This window comes from Paenibacillus sp. Paensp38, from assembly GCF_059491915.1.
Map to the genome: position 1 here is coordinate 2,323,291 of NZ_CP168516.1, position 20,962 is coordinate 2,344,252.

The following is a 20,962-nucleotide window of genomic DNA, read 5'->3' on the forward strand; positions in this document are numbered from 1 at the left end:
TGGTGAAGTATGGTGCTCCTGCGTCTGCATAGAAATTCAGCTTCTAGAGACAATAAGCTTAATGAGCCGGATCAGTTCTTTGGCATCCTGTTCGTCTAACTTTCGAAGAACATTCTCGGTCCATGTGATTCCTTCCTTATGCCTATCAATCATAAATTGCTTACCTGAATCCGTAATGAATACAATCACCTTACGTTTGTCATTGACATCAGTACGCCGTACAACTAGTCCTTTCTTCTCAAGGCTCTTCAGTGCCGTTGCTACTCGTCCCGTACTGACGGACAAGTATTCGCTCAAGTGGCCAGAGGTAACCCCGTCCTTATTGAAATTCAGACAAATGAGAATCCCCATTTCGCCACGTGAGAAGTGCCCTCGTTCCTCTAATGCTGGTTTCCGCGATTTGACGATATACTCGAATAGTTCTGTCGCTAATGCTTTATAATCCAATGGTCACAACACCTTCTCGCTAATACCTTATAGTATGAGATAATTAATCTTATAGTATAAGATAATAATAATGTTGGGTTACAAAGTCAATTAGAGAAAATATGGAATACAAAAAATCCTCCGTAACCAGCTTGTATTTTCACCAAATTTTCCACACAAAAAGTTCAATGGAAATGCCAAAAACTCGAGGAGTGGTTTGCAAGGCTTTTACCAACCTTCACTTCTAACATTGGAAGCTACATTGCATTGTAACGTCCATGGTATGAATAACCATCTTATAGTGCCACATATCACAACACCTAAGAGCTAAAACCGAATCTCATCTTATGTATCTTCCTCTGACATGCTCTCTGTGGTCGCATAGTTCATTGAATTAGACCTTCTGTAGAGTACCTTGATAGAGTACTTTACAAAAGGTCTAAAGGACGTACTTTTTTCGCTTAATCGACCATTTCCATTTCAAAGTCTTTTATCGTTGCATTCGGTCTTAAAATCTTTTCCTGGTCAAATATAGCTAGCGGTTCACCACCATTTTAACTTTGACAGGCCAATTATGATTAGCAAGAGCTCAGTCTTAGAACCCTGTAGTATACTGTGTAGGGATTGCAGTTTCTTTTTTCAATTTTGATGCGGCTTCCAGTGACCAATAAGGATTTCTCAACATCCCTCTACCCACAGCAACTAGATCGGCCTCTTCATTTCCGATAACTGCATTCGCCAATATTGGATCTTCTAGTCTTCCAACGGCCATCACCGGAATATCCAAAGCTTCTTTGATCTCTTTTGCTAAGGGGACTTGATACGCTGCGTGAGTTCCTGGTCTGCCCCATGCAGCTATAGGTCCCTCACCACCAGATGAAATATCAAACATATCTACTCCTGCCTTTTGATATTCCTTGGCAAAAGCAATGGTTTCCTTAATACCATATCCACCTTCTACGTATTCTTTGGCAGAAATACGCATCAAGAGCGGCATATCTTCTGGCATTTCACCCTTCGCTGCCTGGATGATTTCCCGACCAAAAAGGGTAAGTTCTTTACCATATTCATCTTCCCGTTTGTTCGTAAGCGGCGAATGAAATTGATGAATCAAATAGCCATGTGCACCATGAATTTCAATGCTGTCGAATCCAGCCTTGACAGCGCGAGCTACAGCAGCACGAAATTTCTCAACCAGGCCTTTAACCTCTTCTGTTGTAAGCGCGCGAGGTTGTTTTGAATTTTCATCAAATGCAATAGCAGATGGTGCTACAGGAACTTCAGCATCTTCCGCCTTGCGTCCGGCATGCGCGATCTGGATTCCCACTTTGGCACCGTAGCTATGACAAGCATCTACAATCCGTTTGAGAGCAGGAATCTGCTCATCTGACCATAAACCAAGATCAAAATCGGAGATACGACCATCCGGCTCTACATCTGTCATTTCAATTATGATAAAACCAGCTCCGCCTACTGCACGGCTAACGTAGTGCATATAATGCCAATCTGTGGCAACCCCGTCCTTTTGGTCAACCGAGTATTGGCACATTGGAGGCATAACTACGCGATTTTTCAATTCCAAACCTTTAATTGTATAGGGACTAAATAAATCTTTCATGTGAGAAAGACTCCTCTCTGAGTTATATTAGGAAATACAACAAAAAAATGCATGCACATGCATATATACTAACATGTTTGTTTCATTTGTCAACTCTAAGCATGATTTCAGACTCTTCAAAGTAAGATTACGTCATTTACTCGTTTGTTGTAGTAAGCCACTTCTTCGTCTATATCGTAAAACCGGCATTGCCTGACCACGTAGTCATGGGAGCCATACGCTATTCTTCATAGTGATCCCGCTTTTCAAATTAATTAATGCACATTTTGATTGCTTATTTTTCAAAAAAATACGTGGATGATTTGAATAAACTGTGAGCGCTTCTGGTTTCCACTAGGAAGCGCTCGTACTGTATATTAATTTTTGATGTGGAGGAAAATCTACATTCTCATGCTCTCCATAAAAAAGCTCAATGCGTTGGACACCCACTTCTTGGGATGAAGAACAAGCTGAATTTCCAGCTTGAGTTCGGCATGCTCAAAGGGTAACACCTTCAGCTCTTCCCGTTCAATCTCCTCCAGCGCAGCCATTAGAGGTAGTATGGATATACCCTCTCCAGTCTTGATGCTCCGTTTGATCGCTTCCGGATTACCCAGCTCCAGGCTTACGCGATAGGTGATTCCATTTGCTCGAAGCACTCTCTCCAGCAGTTGTCTGTAGTTGCACGTATGCTCGGGCATAATCCACTCCGCATCCACCAGATCATCCAGGCCGATTCGCTCTTTAGCGATAAGCGGATGGTTCGGATGGACAATCAGCACAAGCGGTTCTTCTCGAATCGTAATCCACTGCAAGGCCGGATTGCTTGAATCGTCCGCGAGGATCAGTCCAACATCGGCATCCCCTTCCCTGACCTGGTGCAAAATCATCTCTTCGCGATCCGTATGCAATCGTATGTTCAAATCAGGGTATTCTTTGCGAGTCGCCTGCATAAACGGCGGCAGAAAATACGAAGCGATGGAATCCATAGTACCGATCGTCATAGAGCCCCCGCCCTGCTTGGCCAATTTTTCTTTCGATTGCTCGAAAAGCTCCAGCATTTGTCCAGCAAGCTTGAACAGTTCTTCCCCGGCAGAGGTAAGACGAATCTTGTTGTTGCTGTAGCGTTCGAACAATTTGACTTGATACGTTTTCTCCAGCTTCTGAATCTGGGTCGTGACGCTGGATTGTGCGTAACCGAGCACTTCTGCTGCTCTCGTAAAGCTTTCACGAATAGCAACTTCCCGAAATGTCTGAAGATAAATGAAATCCATTCTGGCCACCCCATCAAAAATTTTGATTAGAATCATCGCTTATTATAGATAACTCCGATGCTGTCTCCTATGTTACATTAGATTTAATTCAACGGGAAGGGATAACTGATGATGATGATGAACGAACAACATATTCATGGGATTTTCATACCGCTGATTACACCTTTTACGCGTGACTATAAGTTGGACATCAATTCGTACCGGAAGTATGTTACCTATCTTGCAGGTCATGACATTCAGGGACTGGTTGTTAACGGTACGACAGGAGAGTCGCCAACCGTATCCTGGGATGAAGTGAAGCAAATGGTACAGGTGACGCAGGATGTTCTGAAGAGCATGAACAAAACCATTCCGATCGTCATTGGCACTGGAACGAACGATACCTATTCAACGGTGCATCGGACGGAAATGGCGGCTGAATTAGGAGCGGATGCAGCCATGGTGGTCACTCCGTATTACAACCGACCGACGCAGGAAGGGATCTTGGAGCATTTCCGTGTCGTATCTCGTGTAGGCCTGCCTGTGCTTGTATATGAGATTCCGGTTCGCACGGGCAGTCGCATGACAATAGATACCATACGCAAGGTGCTGGACCTGGATGGCGTAATTGGGCTCAAGGACAGCACGGGCGGTCTAGATCTGCTCTTAAAATTGACCCAGTACGAGACCAAGCCTGTCCTCTGCGGAGAGGATGCCTATTTCCATGCCATGCTATGTCAGGGAGCTGCCGGCGGTATGCTTGCATCCGCTCATCTCAATATCCAGAAGTATGTGGATACGTACCAACGTTTTGTAGCTGGCGACATGAACGGATCGCGAGACAGTTTTAAGCTACTGGAACCGCTGATCCAGCATGTATTTGCAGAGCCAGCCCCGGCCGCGATCAAGTGGTGGCTTACCCAGCAAGAGATTATTGCCGCCGAGCAATTGCGCCTGCCACTTATGCCACTGTCGGATCAGGTGAAGCAGGGTCTCCTGAATTCAATCGTATCCTGATAAATCAGCTTATCTCAGACTACCCAATCATAACGTAGAAGAAGCATCTCCTAGTCAGGAAATGCTCAGATTGTCGAGAAACCCCGTCATTTTGAGACGTGGGTTTCTTTTTCACATCATAATGCTCTGGTCTCTGGAGAAGCAGGGGGGGTTACCCCTGTTTCTCCAGGCGATCTAGGTGGATCGCCATCTTCTTCATGTTCTGCACGGCTGCCGTCATAAGGGCTTGTTCCCTGACGTTTGGAAGACCGCGCAAACGGCAATAGCGAAACCCATGGAGCTCTTTGGCATCCGCGAAGCTTCGCTCAATCGTCTCTTTTCGTTTGCGGTACAGCTTTTTACCAGATGGGCTCAGCCGGTTGCTCCGTACCCACTCTTTGCTGTCTTCCCAGACATGCCGAGTCACCACTTTGCGGTGGTTTCGAGACTGGGTACACTGACTTAGCAGTGGGCAATGCTGGCACTGAGCTGGGTCAGAGGCATACTGCCGGTATCCCTTACGGTCCGTCGTTCGGTAGGGCAGTTCCTGTTGGGCTGGGCATCTATACGCATTGCGTTTGGCATCGTATTCAAACTTCCATTTCGGAAATAGTCCTTGTCTGGGATGGAATCTTCGGTGAGCAATCACGGCAAAAATCTTTCGGTTCTGCAAACCTCGACAAATCGGCGTTGTTAAATAACCTGAATCTAGTGCAACAGCTTCTACTTGAAAACCAAAACGTTCTCTTTGGCGATCCAAACGGGACAAATAGGGGACAGAATCATGTACATTCCCTGGTGTCACATGCACGTCCGTAATCAGATTGTACTTCATATCCACCGTGCGGTGGTCCAGATAGAAGAAGCCTTCGGGCTTGCCATCACGGATCATATAGCCGCTGTCCGGGTCTGTTTTGCTCACTTTAATTTCTTTTTCTTCGTTCACTTCCTCTCGGGATTTTAAGGCTTTTTTCCGTGGTTTCTCCGGTCATCCTTCACCGCTTCGTTCAGCTCGTCCATATAGTCTTTAGTATTCTGCAACACTTGTTCTTTGGTGTACTGGTGCCTGTTAGCATTGGCTTTGACGTGTGTGGAATCGGTGACGAGAACACGCCCACCCACCATTCGGTGAGAGATCGCCTGCAGCACAATTTCATCGAAGATATCTTGAAAGATCGTGGTGTCTTTAAAGCGAGTGCGACGATTCCAGCTAATCGTCGTATGGTCCGGAACTTTATCCGTTAAGCCCAACCCCAGAAACCAACGATAAGCTAGGTTCGTCTGAATTTCTCGCTCGAGTTGCCGTTCTGAGCGAATGCCATAGAAATAACCGAGAAAGATCATTTTAAACAATACGGTAGGATCAATGGCAGGACGCCCGTTGTCTGCACAATACAGTGGTCGAACTTTATCATCGATAAACGAAAAATCGATATACTTATCTACTTTGCGGAGCAAGTGATCTTGAGGAACCAGATCTTCGATGGAAACAAATTCGTAGGATTGTTGTTTTTCGCGGTTGGAGCGTAGCATATCAACACCATCCGTTCTACAATAGTTACCTATATTATACAACATTAACGCGGTGTCGTCTTAAACAAAATTAACATAAAATAGGCTGTCGAGACTTTCTCGACAGCCTGAGCATCTCCTAGTCAGGAGATGCTTCAATTTTTAGCCGGAACTGGCACCCTTCTGAAAAACGAATTTAAGAAGATACCTTCTATACTAGAACGCTATAAGTTACTGGTCTAAAATTGGTGAAGATGAATGTAGCACATAGCAATTTGATGTTTGAAGACGTGTCTTCTATTGAGCTTAAAATGTCCGAAAGATCATTGCGTTGCTTGATCCCCACCCAACCCTAACTGTCTGTCATCAAGATACATTTTTTGCAAGTCCCTCAATCTGAAAAGCTCACAAGCAATAGCTGGATGGTTGCTAGTAAATCCAGTTGCAGCATTAAGGGAATTCTTTGTGTACGCGAAATCATTGCAAAAAGAAGCTGCCGATGAATTTCATCGACAGCTCTTCTCTTTTACGCAGTATACTCCTCAATCCTATTCGCTGGACAACTCCTTGAGCGATTTGACTTTACCATGGGGATGCTGTTCTTGCTTTCGTGACTTCCAGGCTGCTTCTTTCCTTTTCTTCTGGTGAGCCATAACAGATATCCTCCTTTGGAAATTGTGATGTATACTACTTTCTTAAGTTGTCATTTCTCAGCTCTGTTCATTCATAAAACTAAATTCGTTGGATTTTTCTAATAACTCAGGGTGCAATCTGGATAAGCCAACTAGCCTTCTTGGAGGCGAGAAATGTAGCTGCATGTGGAATCGGCCTTTACCTTGCGATAAGAGGATTTAGTACATATAACTGCGCCCGCAAGATTGGAAGGAGCGGAAGAAGGCTATTTGTCGGCTGAACCGCTATAAACTGTGCTTAATTTCGATGTCGCCCTAATACCATTGGGACCTTCAATAATAATACGACCTTGTTCCGTAAAACTTGTTCCTTCCCAGTCAGTAGCCATATCCAAATAATCGAGACCCGCGCTGTTTCCTTTCCAAGACCATGCTAGATAACCTACTCCCTTTTGCTCAGCGTAACTCATAATGGTAGCCTCATCAACATCACCGCTCGTATGCTTGATGCCGAATTCGCCAATCACGAGAGCCAGATTTTTATTCAGTACATTATCCATGTTGCTTTTTACTGTAGCAGCATTTCCACCGGCATATTCGTACAAATGAATAGAAAACATCGTATTTTTAAGCGGATCTGCATTAAAGACTTCTGTTCCGTAGTCAAAAATAGATTGCGGATACTGTCCCCATCCTGCACCGTCAACCATGATTGTGTTTTTGATGCCAGCATTTCTAAGCTTGGGTATAACAGACTTGTAGCCTTGCGCCCAGCCTCCGCCATCCCATGTTCCATACCATTCGTTCGCAATATTGAGGATAACGGTGCTTTCTTTTCCAATGAGTGCACCTTTCATTTCAATCCAGTAATTCGCAATATTATTCAATACAGTAGCGCTATCAGACCCTGTACCATCATGTACTTCAAGGACAACAACCAATTTGTTTTGCTCTGATAAAGTGATTAAATTCTGTAGCTCAGACAGATTGTCTTTTGTCCATTGCTGACCATCCGACAGTACGATTCTGATGGTGTTCGCTCCCGTTCTCGCAATGGCAGGGATCGCTGCTGACTCTTGACCCTTATACCATGTATAAGCGTGATTGATTCCTCTCATTACGAACGGATTTCCGTTGGCATCGTACAGCGTTGTTCCGTTAATATAAAAGCCTGTATTCTCAGAGGTAGCATTTGTCGTCACATTTATGATATTGCTTGCTGTTGAAACATTCCCTGTTGCATCCCTGGCTTTTACGGTGAAGCTATACGTTGTATCGGCGGTAAGTCCTGTCACCGTATAACTTGTCGTGTCGGTTGAATCGACCAAGATTGTTCCATTATACACATCGTAGCTGGTAACACCTACATCGTCTGTTGAAGCATCCCATACAAGACTTACCGAAGTGTTTGTTTTGGAAAAGCTTTTCAGGTTCGCTGGTGCCGTTGGTGCTGTAGTATCAGCGGTTGATTCGACAAGCGTAAACTTCCATTTCTGCTGATCATTTCCGTTATCCACCCATTGCTGTACATTTGCCCCATCATTAGTATAACCCCCGATTACATCCAGCGCTTTACCGCTAGATTTAACGAGCAACTTATAATATCCGCCGCCGACGCTAATAATCTTCCACTTTTGATTAGATAAGTCGTTGTCTGTCCATTGCTGCACATTAGCACCATCTTCGAGAGAACCTCCAGCTACTGTTAATGCTTTACCGCTGGATTGCACAATCAGTTTATAGTATCCATCGCCAACGTCGATCACTTTCCATTTCTGCTGGGGTCTGCCGCTGTCCGTCCACTGCTGCACCTTGGCTCCATCGGCAGTGGAGTTTCCTGCTACCTCTAGGTTTTTTCCGCTATGTTGTGCTGTTAGTTTATAAATTTCACCTGAAACAATACTTGTGTCGGACGCGCTAGTGTTCACATCAATCACATTGCTTGCAGCCGACGCGTTCCCAGCAGCATCTCTGGCTTTCACACAAAAGCTGTACGCCATGTTAGCTGTTAAGCCAGTAACGATAAAGGACGTTGACGCACTGGAGCCTATTAGCTTTGATCCGTTGTAGATGTCGTATTCGGCAACCCCTACATTGTCTGTAGATTCCGTCCACTCTAAGCTTACCGTCGTATCAGATATAGAGGAACTAGTCAGACCGGAGGGCGCTGTTGGAGGTGTGTTATCCTCCGGTTCGTCGGCAGAATGCACTTCGAATTCCCAGAGAGAATATCCGTAGCTAGTAGCCCTTTCGATGCCGTTCATTCTTACATACCTTGCGTTTGTTGCTTCGAAAGATATCTTCTCTATTCCTCCCTCTCCAGTCGTAGTGGAATAGACGGTAGTCCAATGATCATTATCCGTTGATGTTTGAACTTGGAAGGACTTCGCATAAGCGGCTTCCCAGTTAAGCGTAACCCCATTGATTTCGGTAGTATTGCCGAGATCTACACTTATCCACTGTGGATCTGAATATTGTGAAGACCACCTAGTTAGTGAATTCCCGTCAATCGCAAAATCAGCCGCCTTAGTCGAATCTTCGACGGAGCTTGCAGTTGCCGATTTGGTCAGAACAAGGTTTTCGGAAGCGCTCACATTTTTGATCGGCAACAGACTAATAAGCAGACCAAACAAAACCAAACATGTTATGGTTTTTTTCATCTCAAAACCTCCAATTCATATAAATAAACAACTGATTGATTAGTCCTGCATTATTCATCTTGAAGTTCACTAATTTACCTAAATTGTCTTTTCTGGGGCGCCTCCTCTCTTCATAGCTTTCTATTCAAATCTTCATACCAGAGGCTTAATAAAGACTCCTCCTTTAACCGCTTTCATTTAGAGTTACATCACTTATTTCGCTTCGATTGATTTTCTATATCGTCCTCCAGAGATAAAATTCATCAAAGCGACCTAAAGCATATATATTTTTGTCCTCCAGCACTATTCCTTGATTAATAAAAAGTTTTAAAATCTATTTGAAAAACTCATAACAATGCGCCTGAATCATGTAAATTATTTAATTAGCTGTTATTGTAACTCCCTAAAAGAAACGTTTTTTAAAGAGACTATGAGCTGATGATCAATTATTCAGCAATGATGCAAGTGAACCGCCTTCCCACATTTCCCACTAATTCAGTGTCAAACCATCATTATAAAGATTATAGGCACCTTTGAAGGCTTACTATAAATTTTATCCAAAACAAAAAAAGCCGCCAAAATGGCGACTTTATTGGGTAACCGATTTCAACGTACTTTTACATAATAAGACGCTTCTGTAATTAGTTTTAAGATCCATTATAGGGGATATTCGCCTAATGTGCAGCTTCCGAAAAGTACAAGCGGAGTAGAACCAGACAAACTGTAAGCAGATCATTGTTCTCTTATAATCCGTGTATGAACTTAGTTATTTAATATAGGTATCTCTCCAAGCAGATTTTTTAAATTAATAGAATCCCACGGCATATGCTCCGTTATACCTAAGCCAACTACATCTGTTTCTTCAGATAGTTCTCTAATCAGATTAAGTAGTTGGGGCATTTGCATTGTTCCCGCAGGAGAATAATTATAAGGTGCTTCAGGGTTGGCGAATAATAAAGAACGAAATGCTTTTGGGTCAAGCACATCTAAATCAAGGTGAATAGCCAGATGCTTAATGCCACTTTCTTTAATCCACTCTTTTATAGATTCAGTACTGTTTGTTAACTCTTGAGCTTCTGCAGTTCTAATCCCTAGTCTTTGAATCACTTCTGTATCTGGTTCTGTTGGTGCTATACCTAGTCTTTGAAACGCTTCTGAAATCACTTCTATTTCTTGCTCTGTAGGAGTTGCTAATCCTGCGATAAAAACATTTTCTGGTTTTAGAGGGATTTTCACATGCTTTGCGAATTCCTCATCTCCTTCTCCCAACAGATTTCCGAGCGGTAATGTATGTCCGTTATCATAGCCTACATATCTAACTAAATCACTGTGAGCATCGATCCAAATTAAACCTAATTCCCCACCATATCGTTCGTTTAAATAGGCAAATGGAGCTTGTTCCACTAAGCAGTCACCACCAAACATTACAATGCGATCTGGCTTATGAGCATCAATGATATGCTGAGCAGCCTCTAATTGTTCAAGTAGCTGTGTTCTCCCATTCATACCGTTTTCGTTTTCAAGTGGAGTTCCATCATAAGCTTGAACTGGAACATGAATAAGGGGTTGATCATTATCCGGAGCTAGCCAAGCAAGCAGTTCGGCTCCAAAAGAGTAATTAGGATTGTTTCCCCCTTGCCATTGTGGCATTAACAGGCGTATTGTTTTTTTAGTCATGTTATTCTCTCCTTTACTTCAAAAGTAAGGTTAGTATAAACTGAACACAAATAAAAACGTAGTACGCACTATTTTGATAGGTACTACCCGAAAGGATATTGTAACCATGAGTATGGCTGAATTTAAAGGTAAAGTTAAAAATATTCAAGATACACCTTTTGGTTATACAGTTTCATTGATTGGTGGTAAATGGAAAATGGTTATTATTTATCTCCTAGCCGAAAACCGGACCGTTCGCTTTAATGATCTGAAAAGACAGATAGGGGCTATTACTTATAAAACATTGAGTTCACAACTAAAAGAATTGGAAGCGGATGGTCTGGTAAATCGAAAAGAATATCCTCAAATTCCTCCTAAAGTCGAGTACAGTCTCACAGATAAAGCAGAAACGCTATTACCTGTTTTGGAAGGGTTATGTGAGTGGGGAACAAAAAATCAAAATAGTTAAATCCAGTTTTCTACTAAAAAGCCTATATGCGAAAAGTATGCTGAAGATGCCGTATTCCTTATTCTCCAACGGAAGAGACAGCATACAGCCGTTCTGCAAATTCTATTATCTTAATTATCGCTTCAAGCCAGATTTATTTCCCGAATCACTTCAAGCGGAACCTTCGGTTTACGGAAACGTTCGATAGAAGCTTCGACTGAATAAAGGAAATGCTGTTGTTCACGATGCTTTCCTTTTCCTGATATCGCCCCAAAAACTCTTCGCCCGTTTCCACATAATCATGAAGAGTTAAAAATATCCGAGACCCTATGCTCCCATCCGTCATTGGTAACCACCGGACGATACGGATCAATAGTCTTCGTCAGATGATAAATGGTTTGCGTGAACTACTGCTGCCTTACATCATGTTCAATGGTCGATATGCCACACGATTCATTGAACGGGCCCAAGTTATGATACTTGGATGATTGTACTGCTGCGGTACGATTTCCAGCCATTCCTTGTAAAGCGGCTAACCGCCTGATCATTGAACTCAAAGGTCGACGCCATTTCCGACCAGACGAGCATGCCTTTCACATCACACCAATATAAAAAGCGTCAATAATATTGTATTAAATTATTAATTTTGTATTAAATACCGATCATGTTCGATTTCTCTGGTTCAAGAACCCATAGGAAAGACAGCGATTATTGAGCCGAACCTTGTACACAAAAACAACATGTTATTCCCTTGCTTAATACAATAAAAAGCCACTGATCTTCGGATTAAGATCAGCGGCTGATGCTCTTTTTATTTTAAACTTTCTTTAATACCCATACTCCATACGGTTCCAATGGTACGGTACCAGTAAGCTTGCTACCGGAAAGGAGATCTTCCGTCTCCACACTCAGTTTAACCTGAGCCGTTTCTCCGCTGTAATTCAATAGAAATACCAGCTCTTCTTGTACATCCGCACGAATAGCAACTTCTACCGTCGAAGGAGCTTGGCACCACCCCGCAAGCGGAGATGCCACCGGCAGCTGTCTTAGAAGCTCAGCCGCTATCGGTAAGTCAAAAGCTGCGCCCCAATAGTAGACCAGTCCCTCGCCAACACGATTGACGGTCAAGGCCGGTTTTCCTTCATAGTAGCTTGATGCGTACTCTGCAAGTACTTCTACCGTATCAGCATGAACATTCAAAATGTCGTTGAAGTCTGGAGCCCAAAAATCAAGGGCTTGTTCCTTAAACCGCACCGATACAGGTGATGCCGTCCCATTTACCATCGTAAAGTCCTCTACATGAACGCCACTCATTTCGGCTGCAGGCCCTGGGAGTAGCTGCATACGGCAGTGACCAAACTCGTTCTTATAACCGGTGCGGCAACCGAAGATCAGGATGCCCCCATCCTCTACATATTTTTGTAACATAGCTGCCGTACTGTCTCGTAGGATCGCCGGATGCGTGTATACCAGCACCTTGTAATTGGCCAGTTCCCGCAACTGTTCTGATTCCTTACCCGGACGGATTGTAACCATATCCGAAGGTATATGTCCATACTGCAGTGCCTTGTACCAGCCGAGCTCACTTTGCTTTGTCAAGGGACCATACCATTTATCCAACTCGCCATCCCACTCGTTATCATAATCGCGAAGTAGAGCAACCTCTGCCACGTAGCGTTTGCTAAGAATCCGCCCTCCAACCTTTTGCAGCTCCTTACCGACGCGACCTGCTTCTGCGACCCGACGATTCGACTGATTGTGATAATCATTAATTCCATGCCAGTACATTTCCGTACCAAACGTTGCCGTTCTCCAGCGGAAATACAAAACCATGTCTGCCCCGTGAGCAATGCTTTGGTAGGTCCACAATCGCATCTGCCCCGGGCGTGGAGATGGCATCTCCATTCTGTTCACCCATCCTCCCGGACCGGATTGCTGCTCCATCACGCAGAAATTTGGTGACATCCCTCTGACGTTACTTAAAGAAAGCCCCCACTTGCGATCCAGCAATGGCTTCTCCCCTTGGTCTGGATAAATGGTACTGAATTGAGGGTAAGAATCGTACGAGAAAAAATCAAGTAGTTGATCCGTCATCCTATGGCTATCCAAATGCCCGAATACACCGTTGGTTGTCACCCACTGATTAGGCGCCACTGACCGAAGTATGTCCACTTGTAGCTTGGCAAACGAAATGGTGTTATCGGATATAAATCGTTTCTCGTCCAAAGCCTGATGAGGATTTGTTGACCCGGATATGGTTGGACGAGTTAGATGAACCTGCTTCCAGCTGTCATAAGTTTGATTCCAGAATACAGCACCCCAAGCCTTGTTGAGCTGCTCCAATGTACCGTATTTTGCCTCTAGCCAGCGCCGGAAAGCCTGATGATCTGCCTCGGCATAGAAGACGTTTATCTCGCAGTTCAGCTCATTATCAATTTGCCACCCAATGATGGCCGGATGATCTTTGTAATGTTGTGCCATCGCTCTTGTAATACGTGCGCAAAGCTCTAAATAAATGGGACTACTGTAGTTATAATGCCGACGCTGACCATGTTGGAACGTGACCCCCTCCATGGATACGTTCAGCACCTCGGGATACTTATAAGTAAGCCATGCTGGTGGCGTAGCTGTTGGTGTGCCCATGATCACTTGAATCCCGTTCGCGTCTGCCTGCTCCAAGAAACGGTCAAACAGCGTGAATTCGAACTTTCCTTCCTCCGGCTCGAAGATCGACCAAGCAAATTCTCCAATCCGAATGATGCTGAAGCCCAGTTCCTTCATTCTTATGAGATCGTCCGACCACAACGATTCGTCCCAGTGTTCAGGATAATAACAAGCTCCCAAATGAAAGCGATCTAAAGATAAGGATTTCGGCATGCTCCAATTCTCCTTCAGTAGAAGTAATAGTACAAAAATGTTATTCTCTGATAATCGTATCTATTGTAATATAGGAAAAAATGGATTAGAATAACTCGATTTTGCTAATTGAATTACTTTTTTGCTAACTTAGTCAAGGAGATGGATACATGATTAAAATAGATTGTTATCTTCCTTCGCCCATTCTAAATAAAGGTATGCTGTTTCCCGAATCGTTAGGGCGTTACAAGAACTTCCCCAATCATGGGGAGCGAAGGAATGCAGGATTACTGAAAGAATACAATTTACATATCATTTTTGCAGGCAAAGGCGCTATTGTGCATGATGGGAAGGAAATCGAGCTTACCCCTGGCATGGGCTTTCTTTTCGGCAAGCATACGACGCAGCAATATCGAACTAAATCCGAGGATCCCTGGGATGTCCGATGGATTCATTTTGACGGGCAAGATGTAGATTCGCTATTACAAGGCCGAAGCATGCACGGACCGTATCTGTTCTCGCTCCATCGGCCAGAACGTTTAAAACCGCTGATGGAAGAAATGTTGCAACTTGCCCAAGCTTACCGTCACGACTATGATGTACGGATCTCTTCCCTGCTTTATGAAATTCTTCTGGAGATCGTCCACCATTCCAACCAAATTTTCGGCACCTTCCCCGGCGGTACCGTCCACGAGAGGATTCGTCATACGGCGGAATATATTCGTATGCATTGTCAGAACTTGCTCGATTTGAAGACAATGGCTGCGACGTCAGGTTATAGCTCCTTTCATTTTAGCCGGCTCTTCCATCAGATCATGGGCAGTACCCCAGCTCAATATTTACTCCAATGCCGAATAACGTTGGCCAAGCATCTCCTTGTATCCACGGCACTCACTGTAAAGCAGATTGCACTGGAAACTGGCTTTCATCAAAGCAGCTATTTTATCAAGAGGTTTCGGGAGCAAACAGGTATCACACCGGAGCAGTTTCGTCAGCTAAGAAGGATGGGTTAGTACAATCCCAAAACTTCTTCAATAGCTGGGCGTGTGTGTATGGTAGCATACAAATTGAAATTACAAATTTGACAGTTGAATAAAAGAATAAGCGGCCGCTTAGGACGTTTGGTTAACATGTCCTACGCTACCGCTTCTGTTAATGTTTTTATTTCGCTTATATTTGGGATTAAATTGTCTGTTTGGATATCGCTCCGAAATATTCTACAACTACCTCACGGAATTCCAGAGCAGCCCGCGAAATATACCGACTCCTATGCCATAATAAAGCGATCTCCCGTACCAATTCGTGATTTTCTACTTGGAGATATCTAAGATGTTCCCGTGAATTCCTTGCCGTGCTTGGTATGAAGGCTATGCCAATTTCAGCTTCCACAAGCGTACTGAGCCTTGCAGGTTCATCCCCCTCATACACATATTTAGGTACAAATCCTTCCGATTTGCATACTGAGTCCACTAAATCGCGAGTACCGTAGCCTCTCTTCACACCAACAAACCATTCATCCCTTAGATCTGTCAATGTTACACTGCTTCGATCTGCCAGCCGATGCCCCTTTGGAACAGCTACAAGGATTGGGTCGATAAACACGATCTGGCATTCGATGTTATCCCCCTCTATTGGAGGTGAGGACAAGCAAAAATCGACCTCGCCTCTATGAAGAAGCGTTACCATTTCCTGTGTGGTCAGCATTTGCACATGAAAATGAATATAAGGTCGCTTTTTCCGAAACTCTCGCAGGATATTGGGTAATGTGCTTGCGGTGGTCACCGCCAATTCGAGAGTGCCATATTCCGGGCTGGATAAATCGCTAAGCTCCTGCTTCCCCTGCTCCAATTCAAATAGAGCCCTCTCTGCACGGTGAAGGAATCTGCTTCCGAACTCATTCAATCGCAGTTTCCTCCCTGTTCGATCGAATAGAGGAACCCCCAGATCTTCCTCCAGACGCTGAATCGTTTTGCTCAGCGACGATTGAGTAACGTGCAGACTTCGTGCAGCTTCGGTCACATGTTCCAAACGAGCTACCGTCAGAAAATATTGCAGTTGAAGAAGTTCCATTATGCCCTCCATTCATTCCCTCAAGTCAATGAGATTATAACATCAAATGCGTTGGAATAAATAATCGATTTCAAGTACGATGACATTAATTCGCTATGGGGGGACCAGAAATGAGCGTTCGCAGCTGGTGGTTAATGATTTCAGTTGGTCTAGGGATACTATTGAACCCATTAAATTCTTCGATGGTTTCAGTTGCTATTCCAAGTCTACAAAATGTGTTCCATCTTGACTTTACAGGTGTTTCCTGGATTATTTTTTCTTTCTACATTGCAAGTAGCATCGCTCAACCTGTCATGGGTAAGGCCAGCGATTTATTTGGTCGTAGGAAGATATTCCTTACCGGGCTTGTTGTAGCCTTCATTGCATCATTATTAGCTCCATTATCACTAAATTTCGGGTGGCTCATCATGTTCCGCATTGTGCAATCCATCGGAACAAGCATGATGGTTGGAGTTGGAATGGCTATTGTTCGAATTCATATTACAGAGAAACAAGCAACTGCGTTGTCTGTTTTGTCCATATTCCTATCTGGAGCAGCAGCAATTGGCCCCTTTATTGGCGGGGTGTTGATTCATTGGTGGAATTGGCCTGCTATCTTTTTCATCAATATTCCGTTTGTGGTGGCCAGCTTTGTATTGGCTTGGAGGAATATTCCTAAGGACGAACTGCCAACATCCGTAGCACGCAACATGTCTTTTCGTAAATGGTTTGATTTGATTGATGCAACAGGGATTCTGCTCTTCACATTGGGTCTGGTTGCCCTGCTCGTTGGGTTACTCTCGGCAAAATCATCTGGGCATATCTCATTAGGAAATGTCATTGTCGGGCTGATAGGCTTCGTTGCGCTGGGGGCATTCGTACGACATGAGTTAAAAGCGACATCACCCTTCATTCCTTTACGCACATTCGCCAGTTACCCTGCGATGATTTGGATTAATGTCGAATTCATGCTCGTTAACGTACTATATTACTCGCTCTTTTTCGGGCTTCCGTCCTACTTGCAAATGGTACGTCATGTCAGCGAATTCCAAACAGGCATTCTCATGCTAAGCTTAGGCTTGTGCTCGCTAATTACTTCTCCCATTGCAGGACAATGGATCGATAAATCAGGACCCAGACCGGCATTGCTGGTGTCCGCAATTCTGATGACATTGGGGTCAGTGTGGCTGGTGACATTGAATCCAAATTCACCGGTTATCAGCGTGTGTTTGGCTCTAGCTGCATTCGGTATTAGCAATGGTTTGAACAATGTAGGTATGCAAGCAGCCCTGTTCCAAAGTTCTCCAAAAGAAATAATCGGTGTAGCATCCGGATTATTTAGCACATCAAGATATCTGGGAACCATTATCTCTTCATTATTGATAGCTATCGTAATGGGAGGTACATTTAGCTTCAAGGGATTTCAAATGCTTGGGATTATCCTCACGGTAATTGCATTGTCTTTGGTATTCATAAGTCGGCGGCACCAGAAGTCAGCGCAATTGCATGAGTCATAGGTTCACCAAGTTCATATCTCAAACCAATGTGTGGCACGGATCATCATGAACCAAATGTCATTTATCTGGCGTAAAGATGGTGTCTCCCCTCAAAATGGAAGGCTTTACGCAGGATGGTGGAAAGAAAGTTTATAAATAAACACTAGATAATCTAGGTACATCACATAAATCGAAGAAGGGAAGAATCCGAAAGAAAGAATAACATTTCCCCAGCTTTTGATATACTGGGAAAACTCTAGTAGCTTCAGGATTTTAATAAAAAGGAAGCTTTTTTGTTCGATTGAAAATTGGACAATCAAACAGGAAAACTTCCTCAACACATATTTAAATGATATTTTATTCGTCGTTTACATTAGTTAATCACAGTACATCACTATAATCTTTTAACTTCTTGGATACGAATCAGTCGTTTCTTGGTATTCTATCGGACAATACAACGTTTGATTTAATGTTTTTGGCTTAAAGATGGTTACAACAAAAAACGCCAATTTGGCGACTTTTTATACATAGTTGTTGTCCTTCGACAGTAATGAACGGTCAGGCGTCGCCATAGATATGTAACTAAGTAAGTAGAAAACTCCAAAGCAGTTCATCTCCTTATTCAGTTTCTTTGATGGCTACAATGCGCAAGCGGCTAGTGCCTATCATCCACTGACCACCTTGATCAAGGTTTGACTTAACTTTTGCCTCGATGGCGCGGTAGGTCGACCCTTTATCAGCAGATGTAACGTGATTCGCCCTCCCATTTCGTACTAAAAAACCGCTGATTTGTTCAGATCAGCGGTTTGAAATCTCAATTTTCCCACATATTCATCAACATACTTTTAGATTTGTTTATTTTCTGAATTCGGCTTATCAAAACCTAACAGCACTACCCTTTGAGGTGTAAATGAAGCCATTTGTTGAATCTTTTTTTGCTTTTATCTGATAATCATTGATCTAAAAATCACTTCGTTGTGGCCTCGTACAAACGCTGTAAAATGGTAACAGCTTCAGCCCGTGTGACTAGCGCTTTTGGGTGAAGGTATCCTTCATTAGCGGTAAGGACCCCCATCTTGGTTAGGGTGTAGAATGCTTCTGCCTTTTGATCCTGGGAATCTCCATCATAGGAGTACTCTTCTCCAGTCTTGTCGATGTACAGCACCGGATAGTAGGCCGAGAAATTATCATTGTAATTGGCTTGACGAACTTTCATATCCTTGTACTGCGCAGCTGCGGAGATCACTTCCTCAATCTCAGGATGAAGCGTCTGATTGGTATAATTCGTCCGAAGAGAGGCAATCATCATCACATCCCAGCGGGTCAGTGGTTTGTCAGGCTTGACATAGAATTGATAGTTTGGATATTTCCCCCCAACACTTTCAGCATACGGCCAAACATAGTCCCCGTTGAATATTGCTGCAAAATCTTTATTCGCCCAGTGTTTACGCGCATCCACAAAATCGGAAGATTCGCCGGAAGAACGATCAATTTCTAGAAAAAGCTTGTGAAACATATGTACAAATTCCGCTTTCGTTATGGTTTTGCTTGGCTTGAAGGTCCCATCTTCATAGCCCTTGACAATGCCCTTATCGACCATGGAACGAATCGATTCGGCAGCCCATTCATATTTTGTTCCTTCCACATCAGAAAACGTGTTTGCCGCGAAGGCAGATTGACCGAAAAACAGTGTCGTCGCAACCAACGGGGCGATAAGCCATTTCTTTTTCAACATCTCTTTCCACTTCCTTTAGGTAAAATTTATGTATAAAATAGTTCTCTAGACTCAATTTTATATCGGCATTTCAAAAGAAAATGATGATATTAATGAGAAAATAGCGTTGAACTATCGTTCTCAGTTACTTTAGCGAACCCACCCTCCAGTATTCGCATTCTTTTCTGCTAAACCCCTCCTACTTTCTTCATTTGATATTTCCAATAAAGCAATTCTTCATCCTTGTGACAAATTTGAAATCCTAACTTCAATAACAAATTCTTAGAGCTGATATTGTCAGGTACGCATCTTGCCGTTATGATTTGGACTTCTTCATGATTTAATGACCACTCTATTATTTTTTGAGCGACTTCATAGCAATAGCCTTTGCGGCGATGGCTTTCATTCGTTGCAAAACCGATCTCAATCATACCGTTCTGGTCAGGTTCTCCTAAAAAACCAATCCCTCCAACAATTTCTTGGTTATCCTTATCTACAATGATCCAAGAATCAAAACCTCTAGTGCCATTATTTTTATCAGGCCCCGGCCATTCATCACTGGTTTTATAACCCAAAGCTTCAATAGCACCTATATCACGTCGGGCTGCTGCTTCGATTAAATTAAGATCAAGTGTTTTTAATAAGAGCCGATTCGTTTGAAGTTCATATATTGTCCACCTTTCTATTTACTTAGATTGAATCTTTCATTCAAGAAATCTGGTTGTATTTGATCCAATTGGAGTAATTCCCTTCTATCCCACTTTGCTAAAAATTGGAAAAGGGTAGGAATGAACATACGTCATTCCTACCCTCATATCAACTGCTATTTGGGCCACAAAAAAATCCGCGCTGAAACAACACGGATTGGACTCATTATAACAGGTATCCCTAAGGATCTGGTAATATCCGTTGTTCTTAACTAATTCCGAAGCTTTCAAATCCCACCCGTAATACAAAAATTGGGCAGAGAAATAGTAAGTACATGAAAACCCCTTTTTATGGAATTGGATTAGTAAAGAACAGCTCTAGACAATAAAATCTCTCCTTAGTGAATTACCCTTATTATACCAAGGCCAATTTTATCTGCTGACCTTTCACTTGTTACAAAAGCGTTTTCCCAGGTCCTCCGATTTTGACTATATTTTGATACCATTCATCCGGAAAGTAACCATCTGGGATTGCACATCGAATGTAGCCTCCGACCTTTAAATATCTAAAAACATAACTTAGCTGCTTGAACTCCTTCAGCGTAATATGCAACAATAATTTTCATTAATGTGATTAGAATACTCGTTATTGAGTGATAACCCTACAGGCCTTTTCCGCCTAGGGCACGCAGTTTAATAGGCTCCGCTCCGACAATCAACGGTCGGCCGCGTTGTATCGACGCCAGTACCTCTTCGTTCTTAAGACTGGCTGCATGAGCATCTGCATCTTTCCACACTTCGGTCACATACACCGCATTCGGGTCGTCGTCTGACACATTGACTATATACAAATAGCAGTCAGTATTCGACTTCAACAGATCGGCCGCTTCTAGCAAGATGCCTGCAAGAGCATCCCTTTGCCCTGGAAGTGCCATCAACTTTCCATACATAGCAAAATGGTTCATGATCCTCATCCTACCCTCGAGTGAAATTTGACTTCATCTTATCATAATGTTACGCAATGTCAGCGTAATTTCAGCA

At 43.3% G+C, this 20,962-nt stretch carries 16 protein-coding genes and 1 pseudogene; 4 read left to right on the plus strand and 13 right to left on the minus strand.

What is annotated here, in order from left to right; genetic code table 11:
* Positions 1-36: 36 nt before the first annotated feature.
* From ACEN8J_RS10235 to ACEN8J_RS10245, 3 genes are all read right to left on the minus strand, one after another.
* Positions 37-447: a MarR family winged helix-turn-helix transcriptional regulator gene (locus ACEN8J_RS10235; protein WP_069011340.1), complete on the minus strand. Its 411-nt coding sequence runs from the start codon at positions 445-447 to the stop codon at positions 37-39.
* Between the two features lie 574 nt (positions 448-1,021).
* Positions 1,022-2,044: an NADH:flavin oxidoreductase/NADH oxidase gene (locus tag ACEN8J_RS10240; protein WP_029518461.1), complete on the minus strand. Its 1,023-nt coding sequence runs from the start codon at positions 2,042-2,044 to the stop codon at positions 1,022-1,024.
* A 380-nt stretch (positions 2,045-2,424) separates the two neighbouring features.
* Positions 2,425-3,297 carry a LysR family transcriptional regulator gene (locus tag ACEN8J_RS10245; RefSeq protein WP_495594465.1) on the minus strand — a complete coding sequence of 291 codons (873 nt, stop codon included), beginning with the start codon at positions 3,295-3,297 and terminating at the stop codon, positions 2,425-2,427.
* 114 nt (positions 3,298-3,411) lie between these two features.
* Between ACEN8J_RS10245 and dapA the strand changes: the two genes are divergently transcribed.
* Complete coding sequence (gene dapA, locus ACEN8J_RS10250; RefSeq protein ID WP_495594545.1) at positions 3,412-4,293, plus strand: 4-hydroxy-tetrahydrodipicolinate synthase; 882 nt, start codon at positions 3,412-3,414, stop codon at positions 4,291-4,293.
* A 151-nt stretch (positions 4,294-4,444) separates the two neighbouring features.
* Here the strand turns inward: dapA and ACEN8J_RS10255 are convergent.
* The 4 genes from ACEN8J_RS10255 to ACEN8J_RS10270 form a co-directional block, all read right to left on the minus strand.
* Positions 4,445-5,805, minus strand: a protein-coding gene (locus tag ACEN8J_RS10255; protein WP_241113430.1) for an IS1182 family transposase whose coding sequence is annotated in 2 segments (ribosomal slippage) — positions 4,445-5,238 and positions 5,238-5,805 — 1,362 coding nt in all. Because the reading frame shifts where the segments join, the coding sequence is not laid out codon by codon here.
* Between the two features lie 527 nt (positions 5,806-6,332).
* Complete coding sequence (locus ACEN8J_RS10260; RefSeq protein ID WP_023988604.1) at positions 6,333-6,437, minus strand: DUF6254 family protein; 105 nt, start codon at positions 6,435-6,437, stop codon at positions 6,333-6,335.
* A gap of 245 nt (positions 6,438-6,682) precedes the next feature.
* Positions 6,683-9,076 (minus strand): cellulase family glycosylhydrolase, encoded by a 2,394-nt coding sequence (locus tag ACEN8J_RS10265; RefSeq protein ID WP_165150622.1) that lies wholly within the window; start codon positions 9,074-9,076, stop codon positions 6,683-6,685.
* Between the two features lie 741 nt (positions 9,077-9,817).
* Entirely contained in the window at positions 9,818-10,732 is a 915-nt protein-coding gene (locus ACEN8J_RS10270) for an arginase family protein (protein WP_341040493.1), read from the minus strand.
* Positions 10,733-10,838: 106 nt separating this feature from the next.
* On the opposite strand from ACEN8J_RS10270, the gene ACEN8J_RS10275 reads away from it, so the two are divergent.
* Complete coding sequence (locus ACEN8J_RS10275; protein WP_029518466.1) at positions 10,839-11,180, plus strand: winged helix-turn-helix transcriptional regulator; 342 nt, start codon at positions 10,839-10,841, stop codon at positions 11,178-11,180.
* A 202-nt stretch (positions 11,181-11,382) separates the two neighbouring features.
* Here ACEN8J_RS10275 and ACEN8J_RS10280 read toward each other — a convergent pair.
* Positions 11,383-11,777: pseudogene (locus ACEN8J_RS10280) on the minus strand (glycoside hydrolase family 2 TIM barrel-domain containing protein); the annotation flags it as partial.
* Positions 11,778-11,975: 198 nt separating this feature from the next.
* Complete coding sequence (locus ACEN8J_RS10285) at positions 11,976-14,036, minus strand: beta-galactosidase (protein ID WP_495594466.1); 2,061 nt, start codon at positions 14,034-14,036, stop codon at positions 11,976-11,978.
* Between the two features lie 149 nt (positions 14,037-14,185).
* Between ACEN8J_RS10285 and ACEN8J_RS10290 the strand changes: the two genes are divergently transcribed.
* Positions 14,186-15,028, plus strand: coding sequence for an AraC family transcriptional regulator (locus ACEN8J_RS10290; RefSeq protein ID WP_495594467.1), 843 nt, complete (start codon positions 14,186-14,188; stop codon positions 15,026-15,028).
* Between the two features lie 169 nt (positions 15,029-15,197).
* Here ACEN8J_RS10290 and ACEN8J_RS10295 read toward each other — a convergent pair whose 3' ends face one another.
* Positions 15,198-16,085 (minus strand): LysR family transcriptional regulator, encoded by an 888-nt coding sequence (locus tag ACEN8J_RS10295; RefSeq protein ID WP_039275192.1) that lies wholly within the window; start codon positions 16,083-16,085, stop codon positions 15,198-15,200.
* Between the two features lie 110 nt (positions 16,086-16,195).
* Between ACEN8J_RS10295 and ACEN8J_RS10300 the strand changes: the two genes are divergently transcribed.
* Positions 16,196-17,581, plus strand: a complete 1,386-nt coding sequence (locus ACEN8J_RS10300) for an MFS transporter (RefSeq protein WP_459760456.1) — start codon at positions 16,196-16,198, stop codon at positions 17,579-17,581.
* A 946-nt stretch (positions 17,582-18,527) separates the two neighbouring features.
* Here the strand turns inward: ACEN8J_RS10300 and ACEN8J_RS10305 are convergent.
* The 3 genes from ACEN8J_RS10305 to ACEN8J_RS10315 all read right to left on the minus strand — a co-directional run bounded on the left by ACEN8J_RS10305 (position 18,528) and on the right by ACEN8J_RS10315 (position 20,886).
* A complete protein-coding gene (locus ACEN8J_RS10305) occupies positions 18,528-19,295 on the minus strand; it encodes an S-layer homology domain-containing protein (protein ID WP_069011333.1) in 768 nt (255 codons plus the stop codon).
* 167 nt (positions 19,296-19,462) lie between these two features.
* A complete protein-coding gene (locus ACEN8J_RS10310; RefSeq protein ID WP_495594546.1) occupies positions 19,463-19,945 on the minus strand; it encodes a GNAT family N-acetyltransferase in 483 nt (160 codons plus the stop codon).
* Between the two features lie 638 nt (positions 19,946-20,583).
* Complete coding sequence (locus ACEN8J_RS10315) at positions 20,584-20,886, minus strand: putative quinol monooxygenase (protein WP_029518474.1); 303 nt, start codon at positions 20,884-20,886, stop codon at positions 20,584-20,586.
* Positions 20,887-20,962: the final 76 nt, after the last annotated feature.

Coding starts and splice junctions, on each gene's coding strand:
- ACEN8J_RS10275 (WP_029518466.1), top strand. CDS start 10,839: ATGAGTATGGCTGAATTTAAAGGTAAAGTTAAAAATATTCAAGATACA.
- ACEN8J_RS10315 (WP_029518474.1), bottom strand. CDS start 20,886: ATGAACCATTTTGCTATGTATGGAAAGTTGATGGCACTTCCAGGGCAA.
- ACEN8J_RS10270 (WP_341040493.1), bottom strand. CDS start 10,732: ATGACTAAAAAAACAATACGCCTGTTAATGCCACAATGGCAAGGGGGA.
- ACEN8J_RS10295 (WP_039275192.1), bottom strand. CDS start 16,085: ATGGAACTTCTTCAACTGCAATATTTTCTGACGGTAGCTCGTTTGGAA.
- ACEN8J_RS10260 (WP_023988604.1), bottom strand. CDS start 6,437: ATGGCTCACCAGAAGAAAAGGAAAGAAGCAGCCTGGAAGTCACGAAAG.
- ACEN8J_RS10300 (WP_459760456.1), top strand. CDS start 16,196: ATGAGCGTTCGCAGCTGGTGGTTAATGATTTCAGTTGGTCTAGGGATA.
- ACEN8J_RS10265 (WP_165150622.1), bottom strand. CDS start 9,076: ATGAAAAAAACCATAACATGTTTGGTTTTGTTTGGTCTGCTTATTAGT.
- ACEN8J_RS10245 (WP_495594465.1), bottom strand. CDS start 3,297: ATGGATTTCATTTATCTTCAGACATTTCGGGAAGTTGCTATTCGTGAA.
- ACEN8J_RS10285 (WP_495594466.1), bottom strand. CDS start 14,036: ATGCCGAAATCCTTATCTTTAGATCGCTTTCATTTGGGAGCTTGTTAT.
- ACEN8J_RS10240 (WP_029518461.1), bottom strand. CDS start 2,044: ATGAAAGATTTATTTAGTCCCTATACAATTAAAGGTTTGGAATTGAAA.
- dapA (WP_495594545.1), top strand. CDS start 3,412: ATGATGAACGAACAACATATTCATGGGATTTTCATACCGCTGATTACA.
- ACEN8J_RS10305 (WP_069011333.1), bottom strand. CDS start 19,295: ATGTTGAAAAAGAAATGGCTTATCGCCCCGTTGGTTGCGACGACACTG.
- ACEN8J_RS10290 (WP_495594467.1), top strand. CDS start 14,186: ATGATTAAAATAGATTGTTATCTTCCTTCGCCCATTCTAAATAAAGGT.